Here is a 25,347-nt window from a genome sequence, read left to right as displayed (position 1 = left end):
AGAGAGGGTGAAAATAATGAATATATATTTGATTTGCACCGGAAACACGTGTAGAAGCCCGATGGCAGAGGCAATTCTTCGTTCCAGAGGGATTGAGAATGTGTCAGTTCGTTCAGCGGGTGTTCACGCACAAGATGGCTGGCCGATTTCTCTGAACGCGAAAACGCTTATCGAAGAAGCGGACATGCTTTACACGCCCGTTTCAAGAGCTGTTTCAAGTGAGGATTTGAAGTGGGCTGATGTTGTTTTAACAATGACAGAAGGGCACAAAGCAAATCTCATTTACTCTCACCCAGAAGTAAAATACAAAACATTTACACTAAAAGGATTTGTGAAACCGGATTCAACTGGAGATGTGTATGACCCGTACGGAGGCGATATCGATACATATCGGCATGTGTTCAATGAGTTGTCGGGAATTATCGATGTGCTTGAACAGAAATTGATGGAGGAATCGTGATGAGAGAAAAAAGGGGAAAAAAGTTTGGATTAAAGAGAAAGCTTATTCTATTTATAACAATACTTGCGATTGTCACTTACACAACGAGTGCCTTATTTATTAATGTCGTACAACCACAATTTTTTCCGAAATTTGAACCGTTCTGGTTTGCAGTGATGACATATGGAATGGGAATATTTTGGTCGGGCGTGTTAGCGGCACTCTTCAGTACGATTTTAACGAAACCATTACAAAATCTTGAGAAAGCGGCTAACAAAGTCGCAGATGGTGAAATCGGAACGGATATTGTACTGCCGAACTCGTCTGATGAAATCCGCTCAGTGGCGGAAGCGTTTCAGCATATGGTCCTTAATTTGCGTACGATAGTAGGGCAAATTGAGACGAATTATGAAAAGACGGCCACTACAGTTGATAGCTTATCTGCTGAAACCGGAGCCGCTGCGAGACAGGCGGATGCAGTAGCATCTACGATCAAGGAAATAGCCTCGGGTGCAGAGGAATCGGCGATCGCCATCCAAGAAACAGCGGAAGCGATTGAAGATGTTCGGTTATTGGCTGTTGAAGTGAGCAACAGGGCTGAAGATTCATCTGAACGCTCAAAAGAGATGCTTGAGGAACTTGTACGAACGACAGAGGTATTCCGTATGCTTGTCGATGGCATCCGAAATATGTCTTCACAAAGTGAACTATCACTTGGCACAATTAGGCAACTGGATCATAATGCACAAAAAATCGGTGAAATCGTCCAGCTTGTCGGTAACATTGCGGCACAGACAAATTTATTGGCGCTGAACGCATCCATCGAGGCGGCGCGTGCAGGTGAACATGGTAAAGGATTTGCGGTAGTTGCAGAAGAAGTGCGTGTACTCGCCGATGAAAGCGCCAAAGCAGTACAGGGGATTTCTAATCTTGTAGTAACTATTCAAACCGATGTTACAAAAGTTGTGAAGGAAATGGAAGAACAAGTGAAGACGGCGGCGACCGAAGCAGACCGTGCCAATGAAACGAGTGAAAATGTCGAAGCAATGGCGTCTAAAGTGAACGGCATGGCAGATTCCGTCGTAGAAATCACGAAATTTGTCGAACTTCAGCTGACAAATATAGAGACAACCGCACGCCAATCACAGGAAGTCGCAGCTATTGCGGAACAAACATCCGCTGGTGCGCTTGAAGTCGGAGCGGCAACAGAGGAACAAGTTCAATCCATTGAACAGGCAGATGCGATGGCGAGTGAGCTGAAGAGGCAATCCGAAGATTTATATAATGTCATTAGCCAGTTCGACATAACGAAAAGCGGAAGCAGCCGTTAAGATGTGATGTCCTGTCGTAACAAGGAGGGCTGAAATTCAATCCTTCCCCACTGAATCCTGCAGGTCCAAGGGCTAGGTGATATAGCTAGACAATAAGAAAAGTGTAAGTGCCTGTTCAGCCCCGAAAAGCGCTGGAAGGCTTGAAGATAAAGGCGTACTTTGCCTTTTTCGGCAGTTCTGAAGCGACTCGAGGAGTTAGGTGATGTAGCCAGACAATAAGAAAATTCGATTTACAGCCCAATTTTCATTAGGGCTGTGTTTTTTTTGCCGAAAAATGATAGAATGAGTTGTGAGTATATTATGAAAAGAGGGATCCTGTGAAAATCGCGATTTCTTCAGACCATGGCGGAAACAATCTTCGTCAGGAAATTATCAAGTTATTAGCAGAGTTAGGATTGGAATTTGTAGATCTTGGTCCGGATTCGAATGAGGCAGTTGACTTTCCGGACTATGCGACACCCGTCGCAAATGGAGTAGCATCGGGAGATTTCGACCGAGGTATTCTTATTTGCGGAACAGGGATTGGCATGTCTATTGCAGCAAATAAAGTAAAAGGTATCCGCTGTGCGCTTGTTCATGACGTCTTCAGTGCGAAAGCCACAAGGCAGCATAACGACTCAAACATCCTTGCGATGGGAGAACGTGTCATCGGACCAGGTCATGCAAGGGAAGTAGTTGCAGCTTGGTTAAACACGCAATTCGAAGGCGGACGCCATGAACGCCGCATCGGCAAGCTCATGGAACTGGAAAACTAATATGAAAAGCGGAAGCGGCCTGTTTTAATGCGACAGGCATAAGACGTGCCTGCGAAGCGGCGTACTTTGCCGCACAGCGGGAACGACTTATGACCCGAGCATTTGGCCGCTGAAGCTAGACACTAAGAAAAGCGGAAGGCGCCGTTTAGACGTGACAGGCATAAGACGGACCGACGAAGTGGCGCTTTTTGCCACGTAGCCGGGCTGGCTTATGACCCTAGCGTCTGGCGTCTGCAGCTAGACACTAACTAAATTTAAAGGAAGGCAGTCTAAGTTCGCGACATCGTGTCGCAACGACTGCATGACCCACTTCGTGTGGGCCCAAGCGTCTGTTTAGTCCCGAAAAGCGCTGGAAGTCTTGACGACAAAGGCGTCCTTTGCCTTTTCGGCAAGACTGAAGCGACTCGAGGGGCTAGGCGCTGGAGCTAGACACCATAAGAAGGCAGGTGGTATAAAGTGGACGCTTTGAATTTATGGAAGCTTCAACTCGAGCAACTTTTAGCGGAAATGGCTGAACAGACAGACCTTATACCGGGCACAATTTTCGTCATCGGCTGCTCGACCTCTGAAATTGCCGGTAAACGAATCGGCACTGGAGGGGCGCTTGAAATTGGAAAAGCGCTATACGACCCCTTAAAAGACTTTGCCAAAAAACATAAACTATTTCTTGCATTCCAAGGATGTGAACATATTAACAGGGCGCTGACAATTGAACGTCACGCGGCTGAAAAGTTCATGCTAGAGCCAGTTTCAGTCATTCCAATGATAGATGCGGGTGGTTCAATGTCGGCCTACGCCTATCAGCATATGAATGACCCTGTAGTTGTAGAGGAAATTCGCGCAAGTGCAGGCATCGATATTGGACAAACATTAATCGGCATGCATTTGAAACGGGTTGCTGTCCCTTTACGCACATCAATTGGGCAAATCGGCAATGCAGTTGTCACGGTCGCAACAACCAGACCGAAGTTAATAGGTGGAATTAGAGCAACATATTTAGAATAGCGGAAGCGGCCCGCATAGACGCGACAGGCGCAAGACGGAAAAGGAACGCAGCCTAATATCGCCACTTCCTGTGGCAACAAAGAGGGATGCAGTTCAATCCCTCTCCGCCGCATGACCCACTTCGTGTGGGCCTCCGAGCGTCTGGCCGCTGTAGACTGGACAAAAAAATAGATGATGAAGGGGAATGATAATATGGAATTGAACAAATTGGGCAACGTACAACGTGAAGATGAGGCAGTATACGAAGCGATTATGGCGGAGAAAAAGCGTCAACAGTCAAATATTGAACTAATTGCATCTGAAAACTTCGTAACAGAAGCAGTTATGGAAGCACAAGGTTCTTATTTAACGAACAAATACGCTGAGGGCTACCCTGGCAAACGCTATTACGGCGGTTGCGAACATGTCGACGTCGTTGAAAATATTGCACGTGACCGAGTGAAAGAAATCTTCGGCGCGGAATATGCAAACGTTCAGCCGCACTCTGGTGCACAAGCAAATATGGCTGTTTATTTTGCAGTACTTGAGCCTGGAGATACAGTTCTTGGTATGAATCTTTCGCACGGCGGTCACTTGACACACGGAAGCCCAGTTAACTTCTCAGGTAAATTGTATAACTTTGTTGATTACGGAGTGAGCAAGGAAGATGAGCTAATTGACTACGAAGATGTCCGTCAAAAAGCGCTTGAGCATAAGCCGAAAATGATCGTAGCGGGTGCGAGTGCCTATCCACGTGAAATTGATTTTGCTAAGTTCCGTGAAATTGCGGATGAAGTGGGCGCGTACCTATTCGTCGACATGGCGCATATCGCAGGGCTTGTAGCAGTCGGCGAACATCAAAACCCAGTTCCGCATGCACACTTCGTCACTTCGACAACGCATAAAACATTACGCGGACCTCGTGGTGGACTTATTCTTTCTACAGAGGAATTTGGTCGTAAACTTGACAAGTCAATCTTCCCAGGAGTTCAAGGAGGACCATTGATGCACGTTATAGCTGCAAAAGCGGTGGCATTTGGCGAAGCACAGAAACCGGAATTCAAAACGTATATCCAACAAGTGAAGAGCAATGCGAAAGCATTAGCTGAAGCGCTAATAGCTGAAGGTGTAGACATCGTATCAGGCGGAACAGATAACCATTTGGTTTTGCTTAACCTGCGTTCACTTGAAATCACGGGTAAAATTGCAGAGCACGCACTAGATGAAGTCGGCATCACTACGAACAAAAACACGATTCCATATGACACTGAAAGCCCGTTTGTTACTTCGGGAGTACGACTTGGAACACCAGCTGTTACAACACGTGGTTTCAAGGAAGAAGAAATGCGAGAAATCGCATCGATCATGGCGAAGGTTCTGAAAAATCATGAAGACGAAGCTGTGAAAAAAGAAGCTCAGCAACGTGTTACCGCATTGACGGACAAATTTCCGCTATATGCATAATATCTAAAGAAATAAGCCGCTATCAATATGGATGGCGGCTTATTTTTTCTTTCATTTGAAGGGGGGGTGAATGATGGGTAATCCTAGAAAAACACAGACTGAAAAAGCTGAAAAAGCAATATTGTTTAATTGGCTTCAACGTTTTGGAAGTCGTTTTCGAACAGGTTTCATTTTGACGGATCCATCTGTTTCAGACGATCCAGTTGTTTTTATCAATGAAGCATTTACAGAAATTACGGGCTACCCGTCCGAAGAAGTAATTGGGCAAAATTTGCGATTCATGCAAGGCGAAGAAACCGACATGGAGCTTATTGAGGAAATTAATAAGAAACTTCGCAAGGGAATGCCTGCGAATGCCGAGATCCTTCATTATAAAAAAGACGGTACTCCATTTTGGAATGAGCTTGTCATCCAGCCGCTCGTCGACGAAAAAGGGGAAGTTTTATTTACCTCTTCTTTCATTTTAGATGTGACGGAACGGAAAAAAGACGAATCCCTACTTCGATTACAAGAGGAGATTTTTTTAGGGATAAATACGGGAGCAGAACTCTCTGATTTATTACAAAAGATAGGAACCGTTGTCGAATCTTTCTTTCCAAAAGGGTCTGTATGTTCGATTCTTTTCAAAGAGCAAAATGATGGGTGGTACATCGGAGCAGCGGATTCAGTACCTGATCAATTGCTTGGAGAAATATTGGATAATGAGGCACTTGAAACCAGTTATATATCAGAAGATGTGATAGTCATGGAAAATAATCAAGAGAAAGTTCTACAAGGAGAAAAACCGGTAATTGATTTCCATTCGAACTGGTCGGTTCCGACATTTGACAGTGAAGATGAAATGGACGGACTCGTAACGGTGTTCGTGAAGAAAAACGGAAATCCAACAGAAACTCAAATTCAGTTTCTCAAAAAGATGGTCCCGATTGTCCAAATGACGAGAAAGCATTATACACAGCAGGCAGAGTATCGCAGGCTTGCTTTTACTGACCCGCAAACAGGATTGCCGAACCGTCATGCGTTTTTGAACCAACTTAAACATAATCTCTTAGATGGTCAAGGCCATTTTGTTGCGGTCATAGAACCAGGTGAATACGCAAAAATAGTTGACCTATATGGAAGAAATGCAGCCGATGAATTGTTTATCCAGCTGGGCAAACGAATCGAAAAAGCAGGGAAAAGAAACTCGAACTTTATCGGGCGTTTTTCAAGTGCATCACTCGTTATAACGGGTGAAAGCGGTGAAGGGAACTATCTTTTCGAATTAGGTACGATTGTTACGGAACCGTTCATTGTTGCGGGACAGGAACTGTTTATCACACTGAAAATCGGAATTTCATTTTCCGAAGGTGACAAAAAAAGTGAAGAGGAACTGCTGCGCCGGGCGGATATAGCTATGTCAGACGCGAAAAAGAAGCCTGGCAATGCGATGTCATTTTACAGGGATCTTCAAAACGAAGAAACAATCAAAGAAATGAAGATTGTCAATGAACTATCGAAAGCACTCAATGCACAGGAAATCGATGTCTACCTTCAGCCCAAAGTCGATTTGAAAGATGGAGCAATCATTGGCTTCGAAGCGCTTGCTCGCTGGTTTTCACCGGTGCTAGGCCCAGTTCCGCCGAATCTTTTCATCCCAGCCGCTGAAAATATGGGTAAAATCATTGAACTGGAAATAATTATATTATCAAAAGTAATGGAATGGCTGCGGAAACGTCAACAGACAGGTGAAAAGATGTATCAGGTGGCCGTCAATATTTCTGTCCACCATTTCTTTGACCGGACTTTCGTCGAGAAGTTAATAAGGCTAGCTGATAACCATGACCTTTCACCCGAGTATATTATGTTGGAAATGACGGAGAGTATCGGACTCGTTGACATACAAAAGGCGAAATCGATTTTTCGTGCACTAAATGCGGCAGGCTTTGAAATATCCGTCGATGATTTTGGTGTCGGCTATTCTTCGCTCAGCTATTTGCCTCAATTACCTCTTTGCGAATTGAAGATTGATCGAAGTTTCATTAGTGAGCTTGATGAACCGGGCACGCTCGCAGTCGTCAGAACAATCATTCAACTGGCTGAAAACCTTAATTTGACAACAGTTGCAGAAGGAATCGAAGAGGAAAGACATATTGAAATTTTACGTAATCTAGGCTGTAAAGTGGGGCAGGGTTTCTACTATTATAAGCCAATGCCTTTGCAAGAAATTCAGCGATTGCTTGCCGAATAGTTAGACATTAAGTAGTCAGATGTCTAGCGTACCTGAACTGGAATATATCTGTTATAATGAACAGGACATTCTAATAAAGGGGCGAATATTAATGCCGAAAATACATGTTTTTGACCATCCACTTATCCAACATAAACTTACGTACATACGTGATATCGAGACAGGAACGAAAGAATTCCGTGAGCTTGTCGATGAAGTAGCGACACTTATGGCTTACGAAATCACGCGCGAACTTCCACTTAAGGAAGTGGAAGTTCAAACGCCGGTCTGTAAAGCTAAATCGAGCGTACTTGCAGGCAAGAAACTTGGAATCGTTCCAATCTTACGTGCAGGTATTGGTATGGTAGATGGAATTCTAAAATTAATTCCAGCAGCAAAAGTAGGACATATCGGCCTGTACCGTGACCCTGAAACGTTGCAACCCATCGAATATTACGTAAAACTACCTTCCGATGTATCGGAACGTGACTTCATTCTCGTCGATCCGATGCTTGCAACGGGCGGATCTGCAATTGCAGCGGTCGAATCGTTGAAGAGCCGCGGTGCGAAAAACATTAAGTTCATGTGTCTAATTGCTGCTCCAGAAGGTGTGAAAGCATTGACAGATGCACATCCTGATGTGGATATTTATATCGCTGCGATGGATGAAAAATTGGATGAAAAAGGCTACATCGTACCAGGACTTGGTGATGCTGGCGACCGTCTATTCGGAACAAAATGATTTGGAAGGCGTGAAGATATTGACAAAGAAATGGAAAGTGATGACGATTTTCGGTACAAGGCCGGAAGCTATTAAAATGGCTCCGCTTGTGTTGGAATTGCAAAAGCATTCGGACGACATCGAATCGATTGTGACGGTTACAGCGCAACATCGTGAAATGCTGGACCAAGTGCTTCACACATTCGGTATCACACCAGATTTTGATCTTAATATCATGAAAGATCGGCAAACACTTGTTGATGTTGCAACACGCGGACTCGAAGGGCTTGACCGTATCATGAAAGAAGCGCAACCCGATATCGTACTGGTCCACGGAGATACGTCGACAACTTTCATCGGTGGACTTGCAGCGTTTTACAACCGAGTTTCGGTTGGACATGTTGAAGCAGGGCTTCGTACGTGGGATAAATATTCACCGTACCCGGAAGAAATGAATCGACAGCTAACAGGCGTCATTGCTGATCTTCATTTTTCACCGACAGAACAATCGGCTAACAATTTGATAGCCGAAGGAAAATCGAAAGATCGCATCTATATCACGGGAAATACTGCGATTGATGCGCTTCAAACGACAGTGCGTGAAGAGTACTCACACCCTGTTCTCGATAAAATCGGAACGGACAGGCTTATATTACTAACTGCACATCGTCGTGAAAACCTTGGCGAACCAATGCGCAACATGTTCCGTGCTATAAACCGGTTACTTGTGAAACATGATGATATCCAAGTCATCTATCCTGTTCACATGAATCCGGCAGTGCGCGAAGTAGCTGATGAACTTCTTGGAGGCAACAACCGTATTCATCTGATCGAACCGCTTGAAGTTGTTGACTTCCACAATTTTGCAGCACGATCACACATTATCTTGACGGACTCAGGTGGTATCCAAGAAGAAGCGCCTTCACTTGGCAAACCGGTTATCGTCTTGCGCGATACAACCGAACGCCCGGAAGGTATTAAAGCGGGGACACTAAAACTGGCCGGCACGGATGAAGAAACAATCTTCACATTGACGGATGAACTTTTAACCAATGAAGCAGAATACAGCAGAATGGCAAAAGCGTCCAATCCATATGGTGACGGACACGCTTCTGAACGAATCGTTGAAGCGTTGAAAGAGTACTTATCTTCTATAGAATAACAAGTAGCACGACGACCGGATAAATCCGGTCGTATTTTTTTGGAATAGGGTCATGGAATTTCAAAAAAATAGGGAAAGTCCTAATGGAAAACCCAAAACCATTAATATTCATCGAACAACCTTCCAATTTTGTCGAATGTTTGACAATGTGAAGTCTTTGTGAAAAATTTCACTGTAATCAATTGACATCAAAATATGCCTATTGTATGCTTACAAAGGGTAAGAATGATAGGGTTTTCATATATGAAACGGCGACATAATGTGAATGTTAAGGCTGTGTTAGCATCCTATCGTTTTTTGACGGATGTGCAGAGGCTTAAATAGCATCATGCATTTGATTAAACGCAGCATCTGCCGAATTGCCTTCCATTCGACAATACTCGCACAACTTACAGGTTCCATCCTTTTCAGAGTCTTGCCAAGAATAGTGTAAGCGGCCTGCTTAGACTGGACAAATAACTGGCTGGACAGCGAAACGGGACCACCCCGCTTTTTCTTGTGATTTGCTTGCTACTAAGCCTTATCTCAATCGAAGTTGCAAGGCTCCATACAATTTGGAAATACGAATCAGGAGAATCACCTACATGCAAACATTGCAAGAAATTCATAGAAAGCAAAAGAAGGCTCTCTTTTTTTTGCTCGCATTGTTCGTTCTAGGGTGGGCATTAACTGATTTGAAGCCGATTTTCGCAGGATTAATTCTCGGATCTCTGTTCGGATTGTATAATTTTTGGATTCTTGTCCGTAGAATGGAGAGATTCGACAAGATTTTTACGGAGGGTAAGAAAAGAGCATCACTTGGAACGCTGATGCGTTTCGCATCCGGTGTGGCTGCGGCGGCAGTCGCGATTTCGCTGCCGGAACATTTTAACCTGGTTAGTTCGGTTATCGGGCTTATGATTCCTTACATCCTGCTATTGGCTGATGGGATTATATTCCGTACAAAAAACCATTAAAGCTTTTTCGAAGAAAAGAGCTTACATCGATTTTTGCTTTTTCGAAGAAATGAGCTAACATCGAACTTTTCTGTTTCTCAGAAAATGCTTAAACCGATTGTGAAAGGGAGGTGAACGAAACGTGACCCACGAAAATCCGACGAGAGTGTGGCTCGGATTGACATTTAACTTGTCAAACGTCCTTATGCTTTTCATCACGTGCCTGATTGTATTCCTTATCGCATTCATTGCAACACGTAAAATGCAACTGAAACCTACGGGTATGCAGAACTTTATGGAATGGATCATGGATTTCGTAAAAGGTATTATTAAGAACAATATGGACTGGAAAACAGGCGGGCGCTTCCATGTACTTGGAATAACGCTATTAATGTTTGTTTTCGTAGCCAACGTAATCGGACTTCCATTCTCTATTCAAGTGAATCACGTGCTGTGGTGGAAATCACCAACGGCAGATCCAACAGTCACATTGACACTTGCTGCAATGGTCGTTGTTTTATCGCATTACTACGGTATCAAATTATTGGGCCTCAAAGAATATGGGAAAGGTTATTTAAAACCAATGCCATTTATGGCCCCATTGAAAGTAATTGAGGAGTTTGCAAACACGCTGACACTTGGTCTGCGTCTTTACGGTAACATCTATGCAGGTGAGGTCCTACTTGGTCTTCTTGCAACACTTGGAGCAGGAAGTGTCTACGGCTTTGTCGGCGCCCTGGTTCCAGCACTCGCTTGGCAAGGGTTCTCGATCTTTATCGGAGCAATCCAGGCATTCATCTTTGTTATGTTATCGATGGTCTATATGGCGCATAAAGTCAAAACAGACCATTAAACATATACTGCCCGTTTAACGGGTGAACAAACAAAAAAACTCGAAAATATTAGGAGGAAATTATACTATGGGTTTATTAGCAGCTGCAATCGCAATCGGTCTTGGTGCACTTGGTGCAGGTATCGGTAACGGTCTTATCGTTTCAAAAACAGTTGAAGGGATCGCTCGTCAACCAGAAGCACGTGGCGTTCTTCAATCAACAATGTTCATCGGTGTTGCACTAGTTGAGGCGATTCCTATTATCGCAGTAGTAGTAGCGTTCATCGTTATGAACAAATAATAATTACCAACAGTAACAAAATGGCGAAGAGCGCACTACAAAGTCCTTCGCCATTCCTTTATGGAGAAAAATGTGTAACACAACTTACGAAATAATGAACAACTAACTATATTCGATGAATTATAAGCTCTTGAAGGGAGTGAAACAATCGTGTTTTTGGATACCTTCGTCCTATTGGCAGCAGATGTAGCCGATCCAGGATTCTTAGCAAAACTGAACGACAGAATAAACCTTGGTGATATAATTGTCACACTTTCGTTTTTCACGATTCTCATGCTTCTTCTGAAGAAGTTTGCTTGGGGCCCACTTATGGGTGTCATGGATCAACGTGCTGAGTTGATTGCAAATGAAATCGAATCGGCTGAAAAGAGCCGTGCAGAATCACAAAAGATTCTTGAAGAACAGCGTAACCTTTTGAATGAAGCGCGTAATAACGCTCAGGCGATTGTTGAAAATGCCCGTAAGCAAGGCGAAACTCAACGTACAGAAATCATCACAGCTGCTCGTTCAGAAGTGGGTCGTATGAAAGAAGAAGCAACTCTTGAAATTGCATCTGAAAAAGACAAAGCGATCGCGGCAGTTCGCGGAGAATTCGTATCTCTTTCTATCCTTGCAGCATCTAAAGTGCTCGGTAAAGAAATTTCCGAGGAAGATAATCGTGCATTGATTGAAGAAACGATTGCGAAGGCAGGCGAAGGGCGATGAGCCAATCGGTTGTAGCAAAACGCTATGCACAAGCATTGTTTGAACTAGCACAAACAAACGGACAAACTGGCGCAATTCAAGAAGATCTTCTTGAATTGAAAAAAGTTTTCCAAACAAATTCAGAGCTCGGTCAATTACTTCAATCACCGAGATTAAAATCAGCAAAAAAGAAAGAGCTTATGGCAGATTCATTCAAAGGCGCGAATCAGCTCATTTTGAATACTTTGTTCCTAATGCTCGATAAAAAACGCATAGACGAGGTTGTAAACCTTGTTAACGAGTTTATCTCTTATGCGAATGATGCAGCAGGCATCGCTGACGCGAAAGTGTATTCTACACGTCTGCTTACAGTTGATGAAAGCCAAGCTATCTCTACTGCATTCGCCAAAAAGATTGGTAAAACAGCATTGCGAATTGAAAACATCATCGATCCGAGCTTACTTGGAGGCATCCGTCTTCAAATTGGTAACATTATCTACGACAGCAGCGTAAGCGCGAAGCTTGAGCGACTGGAACGGGATCTTATCGGTTCATAAATCTGAAATTTGAGGGGTGACATGCATGAGCATCAAAGCTGAGGAAATCAGTGTTCTCATAAAACAGCAGATTGAAAATTATCAATCTGAGATGAAAGTGAGCGAAGTCGGTACAGTTATCGCAATTGGTGACGGTATCGCACGTGCTCATGGCCTCGACAACGTCATGGCTGGGGAACTTTTAGAGTTCTCAACTGGCGTCATGGGTCTGGCTCAAAACTTGGAAGCGAACAACGTTGGTATCGTTATCCTAGGGCCTTACACAGACATCAAAGAAGGCGATGAAGTACGTCGAACAGGCCGTATTATGGAAGTTCCAGTTGGAAAAGAATTAATCGGACGCGTTGTAAATCCACTTGGGCAACCAGTTGATGGATTAGGTCCGATCAATACGACAAAAACACGTCCAATCGAAAGCCCAGCACAAGGGGTTATGGCGCGTAAATCCGTTCATGAACCACTACAAACGGGTATTAAAGCGATTGATGCACTTGTACCAATCGGCCGCGGACAGCGTGAATTGATCATCGGTGACCGTCAAACAGGTAAAACGACAGTTGCAATCGATACAATTCTGAACCAAGCTGACCAAGATATGATTTGTATTTATGTAGCAATTGGACAAAAGGAATCAACAGTTCGTGGTGTTGTTGAAACACTTCGTAAAAACGGCGCACTTGATTACACAATCGTTGTTACGGCGTCTGCTTCACAACCATCACCATTACTATACCTTGCACCATACACAGGAATAACAATGGCTGAAGAATTCATGTTCGATGGTAAGCACGTTCTAATCGTTTATGATGATCTATCTAAACAAGCAGCGGCATACCGTGAACTTTCTTTACTACTTCGTCGTCCTCCAGGCCGTGAAGCTTATCCTGGTGATGTTTTCTATCTTCACTCTCGTTTACTTGAACGCGCAGCGAAGTTGAATGACACACTTGGTGCAGGTTCTATCACGGCATTACCATTCGTTGAAACACAAGCTGGAGATATCTCTGCTTATATTCCAACGAACGTAATTTCTATCACTGATGGACAAATTTTCCTTCAATCTGACCTATTCTTCTCGGGTGTACGTCCAGCGATTAACGCCGGTCTTTCAGTTTCCCGTGTTGGTGGATCAGCGCAAATCAAAGCAATGAAAAAAGTTGCGGGTACACTACGTCTTGACCTTGCGGCATACCGTGAGCTTGAAGCGTTCTCACAATTCGGCTCAAACCTTGATTCTGCAACTCAAGCGAAACTGGATCGCGGAGCGCGTACAGTTGAAATCTTGAAGCAAGACTTGAATAAACCGTTTAAAGTTGAGCAACAAGTTATGGTTCTTTACGCATTGACACGTGGATTCCTTGACGATATCGCTGTCAAAGATATTCTTCGTTTCGAAAGCGAACTTTTAAGCTGGCTTGAAACTAACCACACTGACGTTTTAGATCATATTCGTACGACGAAAGACCTTCCAGCTGATGAATTGATGGCAACAGCACTCAACGCATTCAAGAAGATTTTCGCACGTTCTGAATAATTCTAGTTGGAATCAAATTTGACGTTCTTCGTCAAAGTGACCAAAAAAAACAAAAGGTGGTGAGAATTGCCAATGGCATCTTTACGCGACATAGAAAACCGTATTAAATCGACGAAAAAGACAAGTCAGATTACGAAAGCAATGCAAATGGTCTCTGCTTCTAAATTAAGCCGTGCCGAGCTGAATGCGAAAGCGTTCATCCCATACATGGAAAAAATTCAAGAAGTTGTAGGTTCAATCGCAGCTGGAACAAGTGACTTGAGTCACCCGATGATGATATCTAGACCTGTTAAAAAGACAGGTTATATCGTGATTACATCTGACCGTGGACTTGTAGGGGGTTACAATGCTAACATCCTACGTATCGCAAAACGTGCGATTGAAACACGCCACACTTCGAAAGAAGAAGTGAGCATCATTTCAATCGGACAAAAAGGCCACGACTATTTCGAAAGACTAGGTTTCAACATAGCTGAAAGTAAGATCGGTCTATCTGACCATCCTTCTTTCGACGAAATAAAAGATATCGCGAAGCGTGCTGTTGGCATGTTCACAGAAGGCGAGTATGACGAAGTGTACTTGTATTACAACCACTTCGTTTCCGCCATCGCAAGTGAAGTGACGGAAAAGAAATTGCTTCCGCTCACTGACATCACATCGACTGCCGCTACTACTTCATATGAGTTTGAGCCTTCTGGCGAAGCAATTCTTGAAGTGCTTCTGCCGCAATACGCGGAAAGCCTTATTTATGGAGCTGTAATTGACGGAAAAGCGAGTGAACATGCTTCCAGTATGACAGCGATGAAAACTGCTACTGATAATGCAGCTGATTTGATAGATTCTTTAACACTTTCATTCAACCGTGCACGACAAGCTGCGATCACGCAACAAATTACGGAGATCGTTGGCGGCGTCGCAGCTCTTGAATAAGAGTGGGCACTGTACGGCAAAGAGTAAGACAGGAGGGAAAAAGTATGAATAAAGGACATGTTCTTCAAGTAATGGGTCCGGTTGTTGACGTTAAGTTTGAAGACGGACAACTTCCATCTATTTATAACGCATTGAAGGTCCAAATTGAACGTCCAAACGCTGAGCCTGAAACGTTGACACTTGAAGTCGCGCTACACCTCGGGGATGATTCTGTACGTACTATTGCGATGTCTTCAACAGATGGTCTACAACGTGGTACTGTAGTTGATGATATGGGTTCTTCGATTACTGTCCCAGTTGGTGACATTACACTAGGACGCGTATTTAACGTACTTGGAGAGATTATTGACCTTGGTGAGGAAATCCCGGCTTCAGAACGCCGCGACCCGATTCACCGTTTAGCTCCAGTATTCGAAGAACTTTCAACTGAAGTTGAAATTCTTGAAACAGGTATTAAAGTTGTTGATATGCTTGCTCCATACATTAAAGGTGGTAAAATCGGCCTCTTCGGTGGTGCTGGTGTAGGTAAAACAGTTCTAATACAAGAATTGATCAATAACATCGCTCAAGAACACGGTGGTATTTCCGTATTCGCAGGCGTTGGAGAACGTACTCGTGAAGGTAATGACTTGTTCTACGAAATGACAGATTCCGGCGTTATTAAGAAAACGGCAATGGTATTCGGTCAAATGAATGAGCCACCTGGTGCACGTATGCGTGTTGCATTAACTGGTCTTACAATGGCAGAACATTTCCGTGACGTACAAGGCGCGAACGTGCTTCTGTTCATCGATAATATTTTCCGCTTCACACAAGCGGGTTCTGAAGTTTCAGCACTACTTGGCCGTATGCCATCAGCAGTTGGTTACCAACCGACACTGGCAACGGAAATGGGTATGCTTCAAGAACGTATTACATCGACAAACTTAGGTTCTGTTACGTCTATCCAAGCAATTTATGTACCAGCGGATGACTATACTGACCCGGCTCCTGCTACGACGTTTGCTCACCTTGACGCAACGACGAACCTTGAGCGTAAACTTTCTGAAATGGGTATTTACCCTGCGGTTGACCCACTTGCTTCGACTTCACGTGCATTAAGCCCGGAAATCGTTGGCGAAGAGCATTACAACATTGCACGTCAAGTTCAACAAACGCTTCAGCGTTACCGTGAACTTCAAGATATCATCGCAATACTAGGTATGGATGAACTTGGAGAAGAAGATAAGCAGTTAGTTGGACGCGCACGTCGTGTTCAAAACTTCCTGTCACAAAACTTCCACGTTGCTGAGCAGTTCACAGGACAAAAAGGATCTTACGTACAGGTTTCCGAAACAATTAAAGGCTTCAGCGAAATTCTTGCAGGTAAGTACGATCACCTTCCAGAAGACGCATTCCGACTTGTTGGAACGATTGAAGACGTAATTGCTAAAGCTAAAGGTATGGGTGTTGAAGTTTAATTCAATTCAGCAGGATTCTAACCCCTTCTGAATTGAATTATAGCCTCAGGCGGATGTCACAGATTTTTATTGGGCTTACTCGATAAAAAACTGGGTGTAAATACACCGAGGCGTACTTGATTAGAAGGGACCAGGAGGGAAAAAAATGAAGACAATTAAAGTCAATATCGTCACTCCCGACGGCCCTGTTGTTGAAACTGAAGCGAACATGATCATCGCAGTTACCGAAACAGGTGAAATCGGGATCCTTCCCGGCCACATCGCGATGGTCGCACCGCTTCAAATCGGTGGGCTTCGCCTGCAGAAGGATGATTCGACGGAACAAATTGCCGTTCATGGCGGTTTCATCGAAGTCCGTCCGGATGTTGTCACTGTTTTAGCACAAAGTGCAGAACTGGCTTCTTCTATTGATATCGACCGTGCTAAAAAAGCGGCGAAACTAGCAGAAGAGACACTTCAGGCAAAAAAAGAAGGCAGAGAACACGAATTAGCGGCACTGGATTTAGAACGTGCCCTCAATCGTATCAATGTCTACGAAACAAGAAAAAAATGAGTTGTTGATGTGGGCGGACAGGGGAAAAAATTCTTCTGTTCGCCTTTTCAATGTAGTCATACCAAATCTTCAATTCTAGCTTAATGAACAAGGGAGGGCTTCAAATGGGCGACATAATTGCATTTCAACCACTTTTGGCCATCGTATCGCATACTTTTTTTATAGCCATCTCATTTTATGCACTACAGGCAATCATGCCAGAAAAAATTATTAAAAAGAACCGTGTCTTCCAAGCACAATTATTGTTCATTTTACTCAGTATTTTAATGGGTTGGGCAGTATCGAATTTCTTTTTAGAGCTATCCTATTGGTCAGGAAGACTTCCATTTATGTTTGGCTAAAGTTTCAATTTCGATTCAATATATGTACTTTTTATACGATGAGTTGATAAGATACATGTAGTCGCCGCGTATACGAAAAAGCCGTAGATGTCTCCGTAAGAATACTACTATGACTTGATAAAGAAATTCGTATTCGGGGCGATGACATGAAATTCATCACTTTGTGTTAATGTAAGGTTTGTTATTACTTAATACGGGGAACTTAAGTGACAAGCGGAGAGCTATTATGACACAAAACGGCAAAAGTGCACATAGTATAAACTACTTGGCGCTTAGACCGAAAAATAGACCAGACGTTACTTGTTTAATAAGCAAGGGCACTGTAGAATAGTATATGTTTTGATGATGAATTTTTTGCGAAAATAATATATAACTACAACATGTTTGGCTACAACTTAGGAGTCGGAGGGACTTGTTTTGGATAAAATAATTATCAACGGTGGACGTGTACTTAAAGGAAACGTTCGAGTCGAGGGCGCTAAAAACGCAGTATTACCGATACTTGCGGCTGCACTTCTTGCATCAGAGGGTGTAAACGTAATACGTGACGTCCCAAATCTATCAGACGTTGGGACAATAAATCAAGTACTGAAAAGTTTAAATGCGAATGTGGATTATACACCTGAATTAAATGAAGTCATTATCGATTCTTCGGGTACGCTTTCAAGTGAAGCACAGTTCGAATATGTACGGAAAATGCGTGCATCTATTCTTGTCATGGGCCCACTACTTGCGCGTAATGGCTTTGCACGCGTTGCAATGCCTGGTGGTTGTGCAATTGGATCTCGACCAATTGACCAACATTTAAAAGGCTTTGAAGCGATGGGAGCAGAAATTACATTTGGCCACGGGCACGTTGAAGCGAAAGCGGAAAACGGTTTGAAAGGCGCTAAAATTTATCTCGATTTCCCAAGTGTCGGTGCAACTGAAAATATCATGACTGCAGCGGCATTGGCTAAAGGAACGACAATCATTGAAAACGCGGCGAAGGAACCTGAAATTGTAGACCTTGCCAACTTTATTAATGAAATGGGCGGTAAAGTTGTTGGAGCTGGTACGGATAATATCCGAATCGAAGGCGTCAATAAATTACATGGCACAATTCATCATATTATACCTGATCGTATCGAAACAGGTACATTCATGGTAGCAGCTGCAATTACAGGTGGCGATGTCATCATTGAAAATGCCGTACCTGAGCATAATGCTGCACTTATTTCGAAAATGGGCGAAATGGGCGTCGTAATTACGGAATTAGATGAAGGAGTTCGCGTTACTGCACAACTGCCTTTGAAATCCGTAGATTTGAAAACAATGCCACATCCAGGTTTCCCAACAGATATGCAGTCCCAAATGATGGCGCTTATGCTAACGTCGACGGGTACTGGTATCATAACTGAAACAGTTTTTGAAAATCGTTTCATGCACGTTGAAGAATTCCGCCGCATGAATGCTTCTATTAAAATCGAAGGCAGATCGGTTATTATTACAGGACCATCTGAACTTCAAGGCGCTGAAGTGGCGGCTACGGATCTTCGTGCAGCTGCAGCCCTTATTCTTGGAGGACTTGTAGCAGAAGGCGTTACTCGTGTTACTGAACTGGAGCATCTTGACCGCGGATATGTGAATTTCCATGGTAAACTTGCTGCACTTGGAGCGGATATCGTCCGTGTTTCACCGGAAATGCAAACGGAAAAATCAGCACAACTCGTTTAATCAAATTCAATACGTATTTGGAAAAGGCTGTAGAGCATTGACTGCGGCCTTTTTCGCATTTCATTTTATGTAATTATACGGGCAGGATGTTCTGCACGTAGACTGCCTACGTTTGTAATGGTACTCTGCACTTTCGCTCACCTCTAGACTACGCTCGAGGCATAAGTCAACCCAGCTAGAAAGGATTGAACTGCATCCTTCCCGGACAAAGAACGTCGCTTGGGTCTGCAGGATGCAGGCATTGCGACACGACGTCGCGAACTTAGACTGCCTTACTTTACCCATCTTATGCTTGTCACATCTAGACGGAGTCCTGCACTTTCGCTAGTATGCCCAAAAAAGCAGGAATAAAACCCAATATGATTCATATAATTAATCATGGACAAACTACTAACAGCGTTATTCATTATACTTCTATTTTTCATCCCTCTATTATTGAGGCAGACGCCCGAAAAAGTCACTGAGCCCGGAGAACAGAAAGTGGAACTTTGCCCTGTAGACATCATGATTGCCGGTGCGGACAAGCCAATCTCGCTTGAGGAATATGTAGTGGGGGTCGTCGCAGCTGAAATGCCTGCAACGTTCCAGGAAGAGGCGCTAAAAGCTCAAGCGATTGCGGCCCGTACATATGCACTCCAGACAACAGATAACGGCAAAAAGGCAATTGCTCCTGACGTTTCCGCACAAGTTTATTCGTCAGAGGAGAAACGGAAAGAGCGATGGGGAAAAGAATTTAAGCGCAATGAAAAGAAAGTGCGTGCAGCGGTGGAAGCGACTGCGGGAGATACCATTGTTTATCAAGACAAAATGATATCGGCAATGTTTTTTTCCACATCTAATGGGAAGACTGAGACAGCACAAAACTTTAGCGGCAATGATATTCCCTATCTACAAAGTGTGGAAAGTCCCGGGGAGGGGGACGTTGAGGCAAAGGTAGAACGAACAGCCGAAATACCGCTTGCTAAATGGAATAAAACAATCGGGGGCAAGTGGAATGCCGATAGTTTCAGGTCGTTACAACTTGTACGCAATCCAACGGGCCGTGTCCAAAAAGTCGTAACTTCTGAATTCCAAGCGAGTGGTAGGGAAGTGCGTGAATTATTGGGACTAGCATCAACGGACTTTGATATCGCATTTGATGTGACAAATAAAATAGTGCATGTAACAACGACAGGATATGGCCACGGCGTTGGGATGAGTCAATATGGAGCAGAAGCATATGCTCAGAAAGGATGGGCAGCCGAGAAAATTCTTTTACACTATTACACAGGCACGCAAATAAAAAAATTCACATTACTTGATTCCCAATGTTTAAAAACTCCTTCACTTGCAAATAATAGCGAGTGAGGTGATGACAATGCGAGAAGAAAAACCGAAAGCCCCTTCTCAGAAGAACAAAAGTGCAAAGACAAAAAGCTGGTTTTGGCCTGTAGTCTATTCGGGTATCGCAATCGTCTTCGTCGGCATGATCTGGGGTTATAATGCATTCATGAAAGATGATGCCCCAGGATTTGCGGACGTTGCAGGGAAGGACCCTAAAGACGGATTGACGGTCGAGACGAACGCTGTAAAGGAAATGCCTAAATATCCATTTCCTGAAGCGCTCATTGATGATGTGGCCATTCTGCAAGATTATTATGATGTAGATGCAGAGGAAGCCATGCGTGAAAGTGCTATGCTCGTATTCGATCAGCAATATGTGATGAACACTGGCGTAACCATTTCAGTACAAGGTAAGCCATTCGAAGTCGTCGCTTCACTAAGCGGCACCGTGGAGGATGTCGTGCTAGACCCATTTAAAGGTGATGAAATCATACTTTCTCATGCAGATGGGTTGAAAACAATCTATCGATCCGTCTCAGGTATTCTCGTTAAAAAAGGTGAAGAGGTGGATCAGGGCCAAGCGCTCGGCACCGCTGCAGAAAACGATTGGAATAGTACAGTCGGTATCCACATTAATTTCGAAGTCCAAAAAGATGGAGTAGTCGTCAATCCGCGCTCATATCTTGCATTTTAAAACAGCACGTTCCCAGCCATTCCCGAATCAATCCGGAGTGGCTTTTTTTGATGAAATCAGACATAACTAGCGCTGAAGCGGTCATATCCGCCGCCGCATCGATCATATCCCACGCTGTCCGATCATATCCCACGCTGTCCGATCATAACCACCGCCGCATCGATTATATCCCGCGCCACCCGATCATAACCGTCGGCGAATCGATCATATCTCACGCTGTCCGATCATAACCACCGCCGAATCGATCATATCTCACGCTTGCCGATCATAACCGTCGGCGAATCGATCATATCCCGCGCTTGCCGATCATAACCGTCGGCGAATCGATCATATCCCACGCATGCCGATCATAACCGTCGCCGAATCGATCATATCTCACGCTGTCCGATCGTAACCACCGCCGAATCGATCATATCCCACGCCATCCGATCATAACCGTCGCCGAATCGATCATATCCCACGCGACCCGATCATAACCACCGCCGAATCGATCATATCCCGCGCTGCCCGATCGTAACCACCGGCGAATCAATCATATCTCACGCGACCCGATCATAACCGCCGTCGAATCGATCATATCCCACGCTACCCGATCATAACCGCCGTGGAAGCGATCATATCCCGCGCTTGCCGATCATAACCGTCGCCGAATCGATCATATCCCACGCTACCCGATCATAACCGCCGTGGAATCGATCATATCCCGCGCTACCCGATCATAACCACCGCCGAAGCGATCATATCCCACGCTACCCGATCATAACCACCGCCGAATCGATCATATCCCGCGCCACACGATCATAACCACCACCGAATCGATCATATCCCACGCTACCCGATCATAACCACCACCGAATCGATCATATCTCACGCTACCCGATCATATCCCACGCCACCCGATCATATCCGCACGCCAACTAATCTACTGTCCCTCAACGACCGCCCGCATATCAAGCCCATTAATTGCATAAGATAAAGGAAGAATCGGACCTGACACGAAAGGAAGAGGGCGTGCACGAGCAAATACGGAGGCGATGCGTGCGCCTCGGAAAAATGTTGCTGGAAACTGGACTTACCGTACGGGCGTTAGCAAAAGCGACAGGCTATTCGAAAAGCACGGTCCACAAAGATTTGACGGAACGTTTGCCTAACGTCGATGTGGCACTGTCTGAAGAAGTCGCAAAAATACTTGCCTATCATAAGTCTGTCAGACATTTACGGGGCGGCGAGGCGACGAGAGTTAAATGGATGAACGAAACGAAAAAAGTAGGAAGCAGTTAGGATGAAAGGCGGATCGCAGACTCATTGCGATCCGCCTTTCCTATTGTCTAGGCTCCTGCCGCTAAACTCTCTCGTGATATGTCTTTCGCGTCTGAACGGCGCCTTCCACTTTTCGATTGTCTAGACTTCAGCGCCTAGCTCCTCGGGTCACTTCAGACTTTAAGATAAAGGCAAAGACCGCTTTTTTCTTAAAGCCTTTCAGTGCCTGTCGGAGCTGATCAGGCTCTTCCACTTTTCCTTTAATCTTTCAATCAAATAGTACTAAAGTATATTCATTGCCAGTTAACTATGGTAAAATTGTTAGTTAGAAGCGTATACATACACGGGAATATCCGATGATGCAGGTGGAAGGGGAAACAGAAACAATGTTTGCAAAAGATATTGGAATTGACCTCGGTACGGCCAACGTCTTAATACACGTTAAAGGAAAAGGGATTGTTCTAAACGAACCCTCAGTCGTGGCAATTGATAAAAACACGAATAAAGTACTGGCAGTCGGAGAAGAAGCAAGACAAATGGTTGGTAGGACGCCTGCCAATATTATTGCGATTAGACCTATGAAAGACGGGGTTATCGCTGATTTTGATGTAACAGAAGCTATGCTTAGCCACTTCATTAATAAATTGGACGTTAAAGGATTTTTATCAAAACCTAGAATTCTTATCTGTTGTCCTACAAACATTACGAGTGTTGAACAGAAAGCCATTCGGCAAGCCGCTGAAAAATCGGGCGGTAAGAAAATTTATCTTGAAGAAGAACCAAAAGTTGCAGCAATTGGAGCTGGAATGGATATTTTCCAACCGAGCGGCAACATGGTTGTCGATATTGGTGGAGGTACAACGGATGTCGCTGTTTTATCAATGGGAGATATCGTTACATCACGCTCGATCACTGTAGCTGGAGATACTTTTGACAACGATATTACACAATATATTAAACAACATTATAAGTTGCTTATCGGAGAACGAACTGCAGAAAATATCAAATTCAATGTTGGTACGGTTTTCCCAGGCAGTCGAAAAGAACAGATAGACATAAGAGGACGCGACATGGTTTCGGGACTTCCCCGCACTGTGACAATCCATTCAGATGAAATCGCTGTAGCACTAAAAGAATCAATCTATATGATTGTCCATGCAGCGAAAAATGTCTTGGAAAAAACACCACCTGAATTGTCTGCTGACATTATCGATCGTGGCGTATTTCTTACTGGGGGCGGTGCGTTATTGCACGGCATCGACCAATTACTCGCTGATGAATTGAAAGTACCTGTATTCATTTCAGATAATCCGCTCGATTGCGTTGCAATTGGGACAGGCATTTTATTGGAGAATATGGATAAAATCTCTAACCGTTAGAAATTGTTAACAACTCTAATTTTGAAGTAAGAGGAGGTGGACATATGTTCCGTGGATTTTACACAGTTGGATCAGGGATGATTGCACAGCAACGCAGAACAGAAATGCTGGCGAATAATATGGCGAATGCCAACACGCCAGGCTTCAAGGCGGAGCAATCGGTGATTCGCTCGTTTCCTGAAATGTATATGTCGAGTATTAACACGGCAAAAATCCCAACAGAAAATGGCTTTCAAATGAAGGGCTTATCTCCGGTAGGTTCAGTTTCAACGGGTGTTTACATGCAGGAGACGTTGCCATTATTCACGCAGGGACAATTGCGCGAAACTGAGCTGACGACCGATATCGCTCTGATTGACGGTCGCTTACCGATTGATGCAGAAACAGGAACTCAGGGTGCCATCTTCTTCAGACTTGAAAATGAAGGTGGAAGTGAGCAATATACAAAGAACGGTAGTTTCACACTTGATCCAAGCGGGTTTTTGACAAGTGCAGGTGGCGCCTATGTTCTTGATAATAACGGGCAACGGATTGCCTTGCAAAACGATGATTTTCGTGTAACGGATGAAGGCATAATTATGGACGGCGACACGGCTGTCGCAACACTTGGTATTTCATTTGCACAGCGCCCAGACATGCTTCTGAAACAAGGAAATGGCATGTTCGTAACAGAAGGCGGCGAAAACCTTGCAGCCGCAAACGGCACGGCAGGCGTCACCTATTCGATGCAGCAAGGTTATCTCGAAGGTTCCAATGTTGATGCAGCACGAACGATGACGGACATGCTTACTGCATACCGTGCATTCGAGGCCAATCAAAAAATTCTTCAAGCCTATGACCGCAGCATGGAAAAGGCAGTAACGGAAGTGGGACGTGTCAACTAATGACACGCGATTTGAAAGGGAGCGGGATGCATGATACGCACAATGACGACAGCAACAAATACGTTGAGTCAATTGCAAAGTCAAATGGATATAATCGGAAATAACCTTGCGAACATTTCAACGAATGGTTATAAAGCAAGCGATGCTAAATTCCAAGAGATGTTATACCAACAATTCAACAATGACAAAGCAGATACTGCGCCGCGTCAATCACCTACCGGCATCCGCTACGGATCAGGTGCTGTACTTGGTCAATCACAGATGAACTGGAAAGCGGGTTCATTGCAAATGACGGGCCGCGAACTCGACTTTGCACTGACTACACCAAAACAGTATTTCAATGTCCTAATGCCTGACGGAGGCGGGGAACAAACTGTCTATACACGTCAAGGGAATTTTTACGTTTCTCCAGTTGCTAATGGACAAGTGATGCTTGTAAATGGTGACGGATATCCGGTTGCAAACAGTGCGGGATTGCCAATTACGTTTTCCGATAATGTTACAAATTATACAGTTAACCCAGGTGGAAATTTGCAACTGACAAATGCAGACGGGACGACGCAAACAATCGAGCTGGCCGTGACAGTGATGGAACGTCCAAATTTAATGCAGCGTTTATCAGGAACGAATTTCGCGTTGCCTGAAAATTTGGCGGATCTTGGTGTCACACAACAGCAAGTTCTAACTGAATTACAAGGTGCAGCGCGAAACGTAATTGGATTGGAAGGTCAGGCACTCGAAGCATCGAACGTTAACTCTCAGAAAGAGATGACGGATCTCATTAGTGTGCAACGTAATTATCAATTTAATGCGCGGGCAGTGACGCTTGCAGATCAAATGCTCGGTCTGATTAACGGCATCCGATAAGTTCTTGATAAAAATAGTATCGTTCGGCTCTG

General features: G+C 44.2%; 25 protein-coding genes. All 25 read left to right on the top strand.

The window, feature by feature from the left end; all coding sequences use genetic code 11:
* Window positions 1-16 precede the first annotated feature (16 nt).
* Window positions 17-460, top strand: coding sequence for a low molecular weight protein arginine phosphatase (locus tag ACP8HG_RS14200; protein ID WP_187045919.1), 444 nt, complete (start codon window positions 17-19; stop codon window positions 458-460).
* Window positions 460-1,770: a methyl-accepting chemotaxis protein gene (locus ACP8HG_RS14195; protein WP_438296893.1), complete on the top strand. Its 1,311-nt coding sequence runs from the start codon at window positions 460-462 to the stop codon at window positions 1,768-1,770. Before ACP8HG_RS14200 ends, ACP8HG_RS14195 begins: the two co-directional genes overlap by 1 nt.
* 317 nt (window positions 1,771-2,087) lie before the next feature.
* Window positions 2,088-2,525 carry a ribose 5-phosphate isomerase B gene (rpiB, locus tag ACP8HG_RS14190; protein ID WP_067213140.1) on the top strand — a complete coding sequence of 146 codons (438 nt, stop codon included), beginning with the start codon at window positions 2,088-2,090 and terminating at the stop codon, window positions 2,523-2,525.
* 456 nt (window positions 2,526-2,981) lie between these two features.
* Entirely contained in the window at window positions 2,982-3,530 is a 549-nt protein-coding gene (locus ACP8HG_RS14185) for a TIGR01440 family protein (RefSeq protein ID WP_067213137.1), read from the top strand.
* Between the two features lie 192 nt (window positions 3,531-3,722).
* Window positions 3,723-4,973: a serine hydroxymethyltransferase gene (gene glyA, locus ACP8HG_RS14180; RefSeq protein WP_304627092.1), complete on the top strand. Its 1,251-nt coding sequence runs from the start codon at window positions 3,723-3,725 to the stop codon at window positions 4,971-4,973.
* A 73-nt stretch (window positions 4,974-5,046) separates the two neighbouring features.
* Entirely contained in the window at window positions 5,047-7,203 is a 2,157-nt protein-coding gene (locus ACP8HG_RS14175) for an EAL domain-containing protein (RefSeq protein ID WP_438296890.1), read from the top strand.
* A 91-nt stretch (window positions 7,204-7,294) separates the two neighbouring features.
* Complete coding sequence (gene upp, locus ACP8HG_RS14170) at window positions 7,295-7,924, top strand: uracil phosphoribosyltransferase (RefSeq protein ID WP_067213129.1); 630 nt, start codon at window positions 7,295-7,297, stop codon at window positions 7,922-7,924.
* Between the two features lie 19 nt (window positions 7,925-7,943).
* Window positions 7,944-9,065: a non-hydrolyzing UDP-N-acetylglucosamine 2-epimerase gene (gene wecB, locus ACP8HG_RS14165; protein ID WP_067214075.1), complete on the top strand. Its 1,122-nt coding sequence runs from the start codon at window positions 7,944-7,946 to the stop codon at window positions 9,063-9,065.
* A gap of 584 nt (window positions 9,066-9,649) precedes the next feature.
* The gene (locus tag ACP8HG_RS14160) at window positions 9,650-10,021 is read left to right on the top strand and encodes an ATP synthase subunit I (protein WP_067213126.1); all 372 of its coding nucleotides are present in this window, start codon (window positions 9,650-9,652) and stop codon (window positions 10,019-10,021) included.
* A 121-nt stretch (window positions 10,022-10,142) separates the two neighbouring features.
* Window positions 10,143-10,853, top strand: a complete 711-nt coding sequence (gene atpB, locus ACP8HG_RS14155; protein WP_067213124.1) for a F0F1 ATP synthase subunit A — start codon at window positions 10,143-10,145, stop codon at window positions 10,851-10,853.
* Between the two features lie 67 nt (window positions 10,854-10,920).
* Entirely contained in the window at window positions 10,921-11,133 is a 213-nt protein-coding gene (gene atpE, locus ACP8HG_RS14150) for a F0F1 ATP synthase subunit C (protein WP_067213121.1), read from the top strand.
* Between the two features lie 150 nt (window positions 11,134-11,283).
* Entirely contained in the window at window positions 11,284-11,838 is a 555-nt protein-coding gene (atpF, locus tag ACP8HG_RS14145) for a F0F1 ATP synthase subunit B (protein WP_082786737.1), read from the top strand.
* A complete protein-coding gene (locus ACP8HG_RS14140; protein ID WP_438296886.1) occupies window positions 11,835-12,374 on the top strand; it encodes a F0F1 ATP synthase subunit delta in 540 nt (179 codons plus the stop codon). Before atpF ends, ACP8HG_RS14140 begins: the two co-directional genes overlap by 4 nt.
* Window positions 12,375-12,399: 25 nt before the next feature.
* A complete protein-coding gene (gene atpA, locus ACP8HG_RS14135; protein WP_067213115.1) occupies window positions 12,400-13,908 on the top strand; it encodes a F0F1 ATP synthase subunit alpha in 1,509 nt (502 codons plus the stop codon).
* 72 nt (window positions 13,909-13,980) lie between these two features.
* On the top strand, window positions 13,981-14,838 hold the full coding sequence (atpG, locus tag ACP8HG_RS14130; RefSeq protein WP_067213113.1) for an ATP synthase F1 subunit gamma: 858 nt from the start codon (window positions 13,981-13,983) through the stop codon (window positions 14,836-14,838).
* Window positions 14,839-14,882: 44 nt separating this feature from the next.
* Window positions 14,883-16,298 carry a F0F1 ATP synthase subunit beta gene (gene atpD, locus ACP8HG_RS14125; RefSeq protein WP_067213110.1) on the top strand — a complete coding sequence of 472 codons (1,416 nt, stop codon included), beginning with the start codon at window positions 14,883-14,885 and terminating at the stop codon, window positions 16,296-16,298.
* A gap of 145 nt (window positions 16,299-16,443) precedes the next feature.
* Complete coding sequence (locus ACP8HG_RS14120; protein ID WP_067213107.1) at window positions 16,444-16,851, top strand: F0F1 ATP synthase subunit epsilon; 408 nt, start codon at window positions 16,444-16,446, stop codon at window positions 16,849-16,851.
* Window positions 16,852-16,955: 104 nt separating this feature from the next.
* On the top strand, window positions 16,956-17,192 hold the full coding sequence (locus ACP8HG_RS14115) for a DUF1146 family protein (protein WP_067213105.1): 237 nt from the start codon (window positions 16,956-16,958) through the stop codon (window positions 17,190-17,192).
* Between the two features lie 417 nt (window positions 17,193-17,609).
* The gene (gene murA / locus ACP8HG_RS14110) at window positions 17,610-18,908 is read left to right on the top strand and encodes a UDP-N-acetylglucosamine 1-carboxyvinyltransferase (protein WP_067213102.1); all 1,299 of its coding nucleotides are present in this window, start codon (window positions 17,610-17,612) and stop codon (window positions 18,906-18,908) included.
* A 378-nt stretch (window positions 18,909-19,286) separates the two neighbouring features.
* Window positions 19,287-20,255 carry a stage II sporulation protein D gene (gene spoIID / locus ACP8HG_RS14105; protein ID WP_067213100.1) on the top strand — a complete coding sequence of 323 codons (969 nt, stop codon included), beginning with the start codon at window positions 19,287-19,289 and terminating at the stop codon, window positions 20,253-20,255.
* Window positions 20,256-20,265: 10 nt separating this feature from the next.
* Complete coding sequence (locus tag ACP8HG_RS14100) at window positions 20,266-20,925, top strand: M23 family metallopeptidase (protein ID WP_067213098.1); 660 nt, start codon at window positions 20,266-20,268, stop codon at window positions 20,923-20,925.
* Window positions 20,926-21,936: 1,011 nt separating this feature from the next.
* A complete protein-coding gene (locus ACP8HG_RS14095; RefSeq protein WP_067213089.1) occupies window positions 21,937-22,206 on the top strand; it encodes a sporulation transcriptional regulator SpoIIID in 270 nt (89 codons plus the stop codon).
* Between the two features lie 365 nt (window positions 22,207-22,571).
* A complete protein-coding gene (locus tag ACP8HG_RS14090; protein WP_067214073.1) occupies window positions 22,572-23,564 on the top strand; it encodes a rod shape-determining protein in 993 nt (330 codons plus the stop codon).
* Window positions 23,565-23,608: 44 nt separating this feature from the next.
* Entirely contained in the window at window positions 23,609-24,448 is an 840-nt protein-coding gene (locus tag ACP8HG_RS14085) for a flagellar hook-basal body protein (protein WP_067213085.1), read from the top strand.
* Window positions 24,449-24,478: 30 nt separating this feature from the next.
* Window positions 24,479-25,315 (top strand): flagellar hook-basal body protein, encoded by an 837-nt coding sequence (locus ACP8HG_RS14080; RefSeq protein ID WP_067213083.1) that lies wholly within the window; start codon window positions 24,479-24,481, stop codon window positions 25,313-25,315.
* The last annotated feature ends 32 nt before the right edge of the window (window positions 25,316-25,347 follow it).

It is taken from the genome of Sporosarcina sp. FA15, assembly GCF_051550195.1.
GTDB lineage: Bacteria > Bacillota > Bacilli > Bacillales_A > Planococcaceae > Sporosarcina > Sporosarcina psychrophila.
The sequence above is the reverse complement of the archived record's forward strand: the minus strand, read 5'-3'. Positions and strand labels throughout refer to the sequence as shown.

Excerpts from the sequence above, each read along its gene's own strand:
- ACP8HG_RS14100 (WP_067213098.1), top strand. The coding sequence starts at position 20,266 with ATGCGAGAAGAAAAACCGAAAGCCCCTTCTCAGAAGAACAAAAGTGCA.
- ACP8HG_RS14195 (WP_438296893.1), top strand. The coding sequence starts at position 460 with ATGAGAGAAAAAAGGGGAAAAAAGTTTGGATTAAAGAGAAAGCTTATT.
- ACP8HG_RS14115 (WP_067213105.1), top strand. The coding sequence starts at position 16,956 with ATGGGCGACATAATTGCATTTCAACCACTTTTGGCCATCGTATCGCAT.
- atpG (WP_067213113.1), top strand. The coding sequence starts at position 13,981 with ATGGCATCTTTACGCGACATAGAAAACCGTATTAAATCGACGAAAAAG.
- ACP8HG_RS14085 (WP_067213085.1), top strand. The coding sequence starts at position 23,609 with ATGTTCCGTGGATTTTACACAGTTGGATCAGGGATGATTGCACAGCAA.
- spoIID (WP_067213100.1), top strand. The coding sequence starts at position 19,287 with ATGGACAAACTACTAACAGCGTTATTCATTATACTTCTATTTTTCATC.
- glyA (WP_304627092.1), top strand. The coding sequence starts at position 3,723 with ATGGAATTGAACAAATTGGGCAACGTACAACGTGAAGATGAGGCAGTA.
- ACP8HG_RS14200 (WP_187045919.1), top strand. The coding sequence starts at position 17 with ATGAATATATATTTGATTTGCACCGGAAACACGTGTAGAAGCCCGATG.
- atpD (WP_067213110.1), top strand. The coding sequence starts at position 14,883 with ATGAATAAAGGACATGTTCTTCAAGTAATGGGTCCGGTTGTTGACGTT.
- ACP8HG_RS14160 (WP_067213126.1), top strand. The coding sequence starts at position 9,650 with ATGCAAACATTGCAAGAAATTCATAGAAAGCAAAAGAAGGCTCTCTTT.
- ACP8HG_RS14140 (WP_438296886.1), top strand. The coding sequence starts at position 11,835 with ATGAGCCAATCGGTTGTAGCAAAACGCTATGCACAAGCATTGTTTGAA.
- atpA (WP_067213115.1), top strand. The coding sequence starts at position 12,400 with ATGAGCATCAAAGCTGAGGAAATCAGTGTTCTCATAAAACAGCAGATT.
- ACP8HG_RS14090 (WP_067214073.1), top strand. The coding sequence starts at position 22,572 with ATGTTTGCAAAAGATATTGGAATTGACCTCGGTACGGCCAACGTCTTA.
- atpE (WP_067213121.1), top strand. The coding sequence starts at position 10,921 with ATGGGTTTATTAGCAGCTGCAATCGCAATCGGTCTTGGTGCACTTGGT.
- ACP8HG_RS14120 (WP_067213107.1), top strand. The coding sequence starts at position 16,444 with ATGAAGACAATTAAAGTCAATATCGTCACTCCCGACGGCCCTGTTGTT.
- ACP8HG_RS14080 (WP_067213083.1), top strand. The coding sequence starts at position 24,479 with ATGATACGCACAATGACGACAGCAACAAATACGTTGAGTCAATTGCAA.
- upp (WP_067213129.1), top strand. The coding sequence starts at position 7,295 with ATGCCGAAAATACATGTTTTTGACCATCCACTTATCCAACATAAACTT.
- ACP8HG_RS14175 (WP_438296890.1), top strand. The coding sequence starts at position 5,047 with ATGGGTAATCCTAGAAAAACACAGACTGAAAAAGCTGAAAAAGCAATA.